Annotated in this window: 6 protein-coding genes; 1 reads left to right on the top strand and 5 read right to left on the bottom strand. The window is 37.1% G+C overall.

The genetic code is table 11. The annotated features are described in order from the left end of the window. Positions 1-157 precede the first annotated feature (157 nt). From ESP02_RS12380 to ESP02_RS12360, 5 genes are all read right to left on the bottom strand, one after another. Complete coding sequence (locus tag ESP02_RS12380; RefSeq protein ID WP_025478523.1) at positions 158-1,186, bottom strand: DUF916 and DUF3324 domain-containing protein; 1,029 nt, start codon at positions 1,184-1,186, stop codon at positions 158-160. 106 nt (positions 1,187-1,292) lie between these two features. Continuing rightward, complete coding sequence (locus ESP02_RS12375) at positions 1,293-1,916, bottom strand: hypothetical protein (protein WP_025478524.1); 624 nt, start codon at positions 1,914-1,916, stop codon at positions 1,293-1,295. Positions 1,917-1,938: 22 nt separating this feature from the next. Further along, positions 1,939-2,511 (bottom strand): hypothetical protein, encoded by a 573-nt coding sequence (locus ESP02_RS12370; protein WP_002374805.1) that lies wholly within the window; start codon positions 2,509-2,511, stop codon positions 1,939-1,941. Further along, positions 2,501-2,797 (bottom strand): hypothetical protein, encoded by a 297-nt coding sequence (locus tag ESP02_RS12365; protein WP_010732927.1) that lies wholly within the window; start codon positions 2,795-2,797, stop codon positions 2,501-2,503. Before ESP02_RS12365 ends, ESP02_RS12370 begins: the two co-directional genes overlap by 11 nt. A 73-nt stretch (positions 2,798-2,870) precedes the next feature. Continuing rightward, on the bottom strand, positions 2,871-5,663 hold the full coding sequence (locus ESP02_RS12360) for a hypothetical protein (RefSeq protein ID WP_002374808.1): 2,793 nt from the start codon (positions 5,661-5,663) through the stop codon (positions 2,871-2,873). 440 nt (positions 5,664-6,103) lie between these two features. Between ESP02_RS12360 and ESP02_RS12355 the strand changes: the two genes are divergently transcribed. Then, on the top strand, positions 6,104-7,645 hold the full coding sequence (locus tag ESP02_RS12355) for a helix-turn-helix domain-containing protein (protein ID WP_002374810.1): 1,542 nt from the start codon (positions 6,104-6,106) through the stop codon (positions 7,643-7,645). Positions 7,646-7,839 lie beyond the last annotated feature (194 nt).

The following is a 7,839-nucleotide window of genomic DNA, read 5'->3' as shown; positions in this document are numbered from 1 at the left end:
CCTCATGTTTATTGAATATTGTGACTTGTGACCGAGGAGTTGGCAGGAGAACACCGTTTATCCGGAAAAAAGGGCTGCGACAAGACTTTTGTCACAGCCCCTACTCTTATTTTTCCTACTTCTTATAAAACAGATTTCACTTAATATTCGATAGGAATCACCTTCTGCGGAATTTCTTTCCTCTGCAATATACATAGAAACCACCGACTAAAAGAACCGCTGCTAGGGCACCGATAATGATATACAACAAAGAATTTGTATTATTTTCTACAGTAAAAACCTCATGATTGACTGAGTTTGCTTGTTCTTTCGTAATCGTAAAGTCTTTTGTCAGCAACCACTTTTGCCTTGTCTCATCTTGTGCTTCGACTAAAAGTTGATAATCACCCGATTCTAAAGGTTTCGTATTTCCAGCTTCCCCATGATAAATAGGCATAGCAAAAACTGATTCAGGAGCAATACCACCATTTTCGATTTTTCGTGTCATTATCGGTTCTTCCTGTCCTTTTGAATGAACAGTTGCTTCAACGGTCACTCCCTTGATATTGATTGGTTGAGGATTTTCTAGCACAGCAACCACACCAGCATTGTTGGTGATCACTTCGGAACGTACCTCATTCAACCTCAGATCCGGCACAACTTCCTTGTCATTTGCGCTCATCATCAACCCAACCACATAAGCGTATTCGCTAAAAAAAGGCTGATTACTTTCTTCTTTTTCAGCTGAAAAATCTTTTTTCACTTGGATCCCGCCTAATAAGATTCCATCAAAGGAAGTATCAGGTGCTTGTACTTCTAAAGTAACGACTCCTGCTTTATTCCCTGGAATCACTGCTTCTTTTGGATAATCGACCAATGCGCAGATGGGTTGCTGAATGATTGATTCCTCTGGTAATTCATTTTGTCCGTAGTCAATCACTATGTTTCCGTTTGTCTGAGCTGTATTGACATTGATAAAGTACGTTTGCTCCTGGTCAGAAAAATTATTGATCTGGATCTGTAGTGTCTGTTTTGTTCCAGGTTCTACTCGTAAATCAAAGAATGAACGTCCTTCTCGCTGATTGTCCGGTAAAATAGGATGGACGCTATAGTCTGCTCCATGGTTTTCATCAGCAAAAACGACGATTCCAGGAAAAACTAGCTGTATTAACAAAATTATCAAAACCAATACTAAATGTCGTCTCACTTTTCATCCCTCCATTTTATGTAAAAAGGACGGAGTTAGCTTATCCGCTCCATCCTTTTGCGGTTGTTTACAAGTAAAACGAATTATTTTACTTGAAATATTGCTGTTAGATCGAATCAACTGCTGTGTAAGTAACTGTCCCAGTATACTCTCCAACCGGTGTATTCGCTTTGACTATTAGTGTTGGCGCTTCTGATGTGAGTTCATTTATATGATCAAAAGTACCGGAAACATAAGATATCGGAAGAGTTGTTGCAGATTCTAATACATTTTCTCCATTGATCGTAAGAGCAGAAGCAATATCATCTGTTAAGTTTGTTGCACTGACTGTCAATACCCAATCTCCCACAACTACAGCATTCTCCCAAGCTGCTGTCAGCTCTGTTGTATCTTCAACACCAGTGTATTCGCTGATCAATTCTAAAGCTTCTGTTTTGCTGGCTTCTAGCGGACGAAAATCGGAAGCTCTTAATTCTCCAACGAAAGAACCTTCAACAGTAGCATTCGTACTGATCTGTTCGACCGTATGTTCACCAAAATCGATATCAGGAACATCATCGAGTGTAAAAATTCCTGGGTAAGTTGGAAGATCATCCACTACTAAAAAGTCAGTGATCTCCACTCTAGTCGTTCCATCCATTGGTTCACCAAATTCTGCTGCCATGACTGTTGGTGCAAAACATGTAAATAACATCGCACTTGTACTTAAAACCCCTACTAATTTTTTCATTTTTTGTCCTCCTTTTTTCTCATCAAAATTCTGCATTCACAAATCGCCAATAATGTTTCGAGTAGTAATGACCACTAGATGTCCCCTCAGGAAAAGAGAGTGTTGACTGCTCGCCAGGAATCGTATATGTAACGATTCCACGTTCTTTGTTTCCTGTTGACTGGATGATCGTACGATACTCTTTTCCTGCATCTTGGTGATCATATTCGAAAGCTTCCAATCCTTCGACAGCTTCTTCGTTCTTTCCGCTGAACATGCCTCTGCCTAATTGATAATCGGCAGTCAAAAGATGGCCATCTTTTTTACAACGGAAGTCTTCTGTTTTCAGTTGTAGTTGCCATTCTGTGCTCTCTTTTCGAGAATCAAGAAAGGTAATCGATAAATCGTTGCTCTCTCGATGGATTTGATTGTGTTCATCTGTATAGCGCGATACGAACAGTAAATCATCAATGTATAGCATCCGTGGAAATTGTTCATTCAAAGGAACGATTTTCAGAGAAGTCGTGCCCTCGGTCTGTCCGTGAACAGCAGAAGAACAGCTAAACATTCCTATGAATAATGCACTCCATAACGCTAGCGAAAATCTATTTTTCATGTTTTTCGCCTCCACGTATTTGATGACGATAGACTAAAATAACGCCGATAATCAACAGCGTCCCAGCAAATGAAATCAATCCTGCCTTTGCTTCATTTGCCTCTGGAAAACTGCTTTTCTGTTTTTCTTCTCCCATTTCAGTCTGCTTTCCTATCTCCCGTTCATTGATTTCTATGACTGCATGCGTTTCACCAGCTTGGGTAGCAGCATTCACCACTGGCATCGATAACGAGAACAGGAGTAGAAGAAGAACAGAAATTATCCAGTATCGGATTTTTGATTTCATTGTTTTCTCCTTTCCACTTTTTTTCTAGTATCTAGCCAGCCATACGATCCCCCCTTTCAAAGCTAGCTTCTTGCTATAACACATCCTCAATTTTCCACGTGATCGTTCCAGAATATGCGCCTAACGCCTCTTGATTGTTTAGCCGCAGCAATAGCCCTTCTTCCTCCGAAAATTCATACTTTTTGTCAATTTCAAGCGTTAAAGCAGAAAGTGCGATTTCTCCCCGTTCATTTTTGAACACAAGATACTCTTCACTAATCGCATGTTGCATATCCACATGATTTAGTTCTTCAGCGGATACGGTCACTCTATATGAATCCGATGTATTCAATGTGTTTCTAGTAACAACACGCATCCCTTCTTCACGAGCTTGTGCTTGTCTGTTCATTGGCAATTGTGATCGAGCATACTTCCAGCTGTATTCTTCTGTCACGAATTCAAATCCGATAAATCCTTCAACAGTGAAGGTTTCATTTAGCTCTAGATAAGTAATCTCATTATTGATAGGTCGATTATCAGTAAGGGTGAGCTTGATTGTATTTTCTCCTAGTTTGAAAACACCATCTGAATCTTTTAGATCGATTTTGAACCCTCGTGATTGATGCATTTTGAATTCTTCTTCTGCATCTGTGATTATCTGATTTTCAATCAATAACTCATCATTGATCCATACGCTGTAATACAAACGATCTAAGTCTGGATCAAGATAATCAAATGTAAAATGGAACGGATCTTGAAAATCAATAAATGTATTTTTTTCGCCAAACACTTCATTTGTCGTTCGTAAGTTGTCAATTTCTGGTGGGTGGTTAGGTTCACGCTGGATCTCGTATTCAACTGCATGTTCGACTTGAGCATAATAATACTCACCGGTTGTAGTGCCTGATCTACCAATAAACTCTACCCGTTCATAGACGTTATGGTTTTCAAGTCCTTGAAACTCTGGTTTTACTTTTGTTTTGTAATGCAACGTCACTTCTGTTCCTATAGGAATCTCGATAGCTTCCTCTGGATAAAAGCGCTGGGTGGATGAAACATAAAAAGCATTTACATCTATTGATGTAGCATTTTCACCGTCACTATCTAGTTCTTGATACGTAAAATATGGTTGATAGCCATCTTCTAATAAGATTAATTCAGTAAACTCAAAAGGATTGGATTTACTTTCTTCTTCATCAGAAGTCAAGATAGTGATACCATTATCTTCACTAGGATTAAGGAAGATACTACCATCGCCTTCTTCGTTGTAAAATGTAACTGTGTGTTCCAATTCTGTATTGATAGGGATTTTTTTGCCATTCACATTCACCGTCACACCTTGCTCTTGCGTTGTAATCTCATGCACCAATTCCCCTTGGACCTCAAATCGTGGATTGGTTAAAAAGATTGCTGCATCTGCACGAGGACTAAGAAGGGAAAATTCAGCAGTCGCAGTGAATCCCCAATATAGTTTCTTCGATGGAAGATTGGTAAAATAGTCATTGATATTGATGACGCCTTCTGTTATGCCATATCCTCCTGTTTGGCGCAGATCCTCCATTGTAAAGGTAAGCATCCCTGCTGGGGTAATGTTGATATCCAATTTCCACCAGCTACCAGTCGAAAATTCACTGTTTCTGCCAAAGTCTTTTTTAAAAGATTTAGTAGTCGGATTACCCGAAGGCGCTGCTGCAATATGGGCACCAGAGAATTCTCGATCTCCTAATGCATTGAGATTTAGAAGAGGACCATTAGAAATTTTATTATCGAATTCAAGAATCATTCCATTCGCTATATATTTATCAATAGGAGCTATACCTGTCAAAAGATCTGGGTGATAATACGCTCCTAATGACTTAGGTGAATGCCCTGCTGTAGGATCATACATATTGTAGATACCCCGTCTGCTGAAAAACAAATTAGTAGGATTCCCATCATGAAGAAAGAACGTGATTCCCTCTGTATCTTCATCAAAATAGAGATAACTTGTAAATCCGATATCCGTAGACATGTTCGTAAAATCAATCCTGTTAGAACTTGTTGAAACCATATGCCCTCTGTTATATAGCAATGAACTCAAATTTGAAGGCGTCATATAACTTAATCGGTAGTCTTGATCTAATGTTGCGACATTAGGTGCAAGTGTGAAAATATGACTTGGTCTTGCAAACAAGTGATTTAAAGGAATAGCATCTGCAAAAGCACAATTCAAATTGGAATCTAATGTATTTGCGGCATAGGTTTCAACTTCTTCCGCTTCTGTTTGAGCATTTTCCACTGGTTCTTCTCTTGATGCTTCTGGCTTATCAGAAATCTCAGTAGGCTCCCCATTTATTTCAGATACGGCGGTATTTTCCGGCAAATCAACTGCGACTACGTACTCTGTCTGGTCACCAATGAATATCTCTTCTAATTCATCTCCTGTTTGTTTCATCAGTCTTGGCGTAATTTTTAGATGGTATTGATTATATTCTTCTACTATGAGGCTTTTAAAAACGATTTCAATTCTCTCATTCTCCGAAGAAAAATCACCTGCGTAGTACCATTCCTCATCAACTGGTCCTACTTTTCCAAAGGTTCGTTCGATTTCCTGAATGCTTTCTCTCAGTAATAACCCTTCATGTTCAACTATTTCCAGCTTAAATTGCATTTGATATTCAGCTTCATCTTTTGCATGCTTCTTATATGTCATACTCCATTGTATCTGCTTCAGTTCCTCATCCATTTCGTAATCGATCACAATATTTGCATGTTCATCAGCTACTACTTTTTCAGACTCAGTCTTGGCAAAAGTGATCTGCGACAGTCCCGTAAGTTGCGATAAAAATAGTACAGCAACCATAAAAACTACACTGCCATAATGTGAGACAGTTTTCGTTTTTTTCATTTCCTCTCTTCCCCTTCTTGAATATTAGTGAGATTTTTTCAAAAAGCTCCGATATAGTCGTTCTCATCTTTTATCCGATACCTAAAATTTAACTTAATTAAAATAAGATTGCAAATAGATTAGAAAAAAGGTGTTAAAAAATATAATAACAAAAAAATACCGTAAACAGACATTAAATCCATAATAAAAGGTAGCAATCAACTTAATAAAAAACATTAACCTATAAATAATGAAAGTGGTTTCTCAAATAAATTGTATTTATCGATCAAATTTGAGACAATAAAATGGGAATAAAATCAAAAAAATGAGAAAAATATAATTTAAGTGGATATAAAGAAAAATGAAGAGGTATCTAGAAATGATCTGGAGTTGAATAATAGTTTATAAAATATTTGTATTTTTAATTATTTAAAGAAATAAGCAATCAAAAAGGAGGTCCTATGTTTTTCAATATTGTGTTTACCCAGAAAGAACGCCGCAAGTTAGCAATTTTTCATCTATTGGAGGAGCAACATGAATTAACTATCAAAAAGATCAGTAAAAAACTTGATCTATCTTCTACTATCGTAAAAAATATATTGAATGAAATGGAGAATGAATTTGATGCCTTTTGCTTTTCTGGATTCAAATTATTGTCAAAAAACAAGATCAACCAGAATCTGCCAACTGATTTAAACTATGATTATTATTATTCATATCTTATCCAGCATAGCCTCCCTTATCGCGCGATCAAATCTTCTCTTTTCTATCCAGAGAAAAATCTGGTGGAATTCTGCCAAGAAAATTTCATTAGTCGTGCTTCTGCTATGCGGCATCTGCAGTCATTAGCCGATTATGTACAGGAATTCGATGTCATTTTTAATCGCAGCCAATTATCTTTCAAAGGAGACGAACGCTTGATTCGCTTGATATTATTCAATATTCTTTGGGCAGCTTCTCGCGGAAATGAAGATTATGCTTTTTACGTCTCAAAATCTGAGTTATTAAAAAAATTGGCTGAACTTACTAAGCATACATCTTTAAATTGGAGTTTCGTAGGAAAAAAAGAAGTTTGTCTTTTTGCTGGGATTACCACTCAGCGGATTGCACAAGGTCACTATGTAGAGGATGACCCTCGCTATAGCGAAGCAGTTTTTAGTAATGATCATCGAATAAAATGCCTTTTTGGTGAACATTTTTCTATTCCCACCTCTCATCAAGACAGTGAATTTCGTTTTGCACAATTTATGGTGTTTTATGCACCGACCTTTCAATATGAGAATCCTACTCTTAATGAAGCTTTAGACATATTCGACAAAAAAGGACAGCTGCTTTCTTCATTATTGAAAGAACTTGACAATTATTGGCAAACTGAGATTTTTCCTGATGACCGTGTTTTTCAACACAATCAAATTGTTCACCTCCATTTATTTAATATTCTTTTTTGTTATTATCTTTTTCCAAAGCGTGTACCGACACTTTTCTTTCTAATGAATTATTTTCATAAAAAGAAGTCTTCAAGTTATTACTATTTAAAAGAGCATTTTACCTTCTTCTTGAATAAGATGGGGCGGCGACATAATTATCAATGGCTTTCTATTTGCTGTAACGATTTAGCTGAAATATTTGCATGGCTGACTTTGCAATGTTGTGAGGACAATGAAAATTCAACTAAGTTACAAGTTTCTTTAGTGATGGAAACAAATTATTTTTTTACCCAAGATATCAAGAATTTTTTAAAAGACTTGTCCTTTATCGAACTGAAGGAATTATCCTATGAAGAAATACAACCCATTGATTTTCTGATCGTCTCTTCTGTACATCTTATGCCCAAAGAAACGGATACAAGTTATTATGTAGTGAATTTTTTGGAAGGAAAGACAGATTATGTCAAGTTGTACCTTGAATTGAAAAAAGCTCATGAAAATAAGAAGTTTCACTTGCTTTTAAAAAGACCTGAAAGAAAAAAGCTGCCGTCAATTAAACCACAACTGTTCGTATAATTGGATTGCAAAAAAGGGCTGCGACAAAAGTCTGTCACAGTCCTTTTTTCCGAATAAACGGTGTTCTCCTGCCAACTCCTCGGTCACAAGTCACAATATCCATAAAACATAAGAAGCTGTTTTTTTGAAATTGTTTCTTGTGACTCGGAGTTGAACGGCAGGCTTACGTCCTCTTTCTTAAACGGTGTTCAAAA

The organism is Enterococcus sp. NBRC 3427, assembly GCF_007996925.1.
In the GTDB taxonomy this organism is placed as follows: domain Bacteria; phylum Bacillota; class Bacilli; order Lactobacillales; family Enterococcaceae; genus Enterococcus_B; species Enterococcus_B lactis.
The sequence above is the reverse complement of the archived record's forward strand: the minus strand, read 5'-3'. Positions and strand labels throughout refer to the sequence as shown.

Coding starts and splice junctions, on each gene's coding strand:
- ESP02_RS12375 (WP_025478524.1), bottom strand. CDS start 1,916: ATGAAAAAATTAGTAGGGGTTTTAAGTACAAGTGCGATGTTATTTACA.
- ESP02_RS12370 (WP_002374805.1), bottom strand. CDS start 2,511: ATGAAAAATAGATTTTCGCTAGCGTTATGGAGTGCATTATTCATAGGA.
- ESP02_RS12365 (WP_010732927.1), bottom strand. CDS start 2,797: ATGAAATCAAAAATCCGATACTGGATAATTTCTGTTCTTCTTCTACTC.
- ESP02_RS12360 (WP_002374808.1), bottom strand. CDS start 5,663: ATGAAAAAAACGAAAACTGTCTCACATTATGGCAGTGTAGTTTTTATG.
- ESP02_RS12355 (WP_002374810.1), top strand. CDS start 6,104: ATGTTTTTCAATATTGTGTTTACCCAGAAAGAACGCCGCAAGTTAGCA.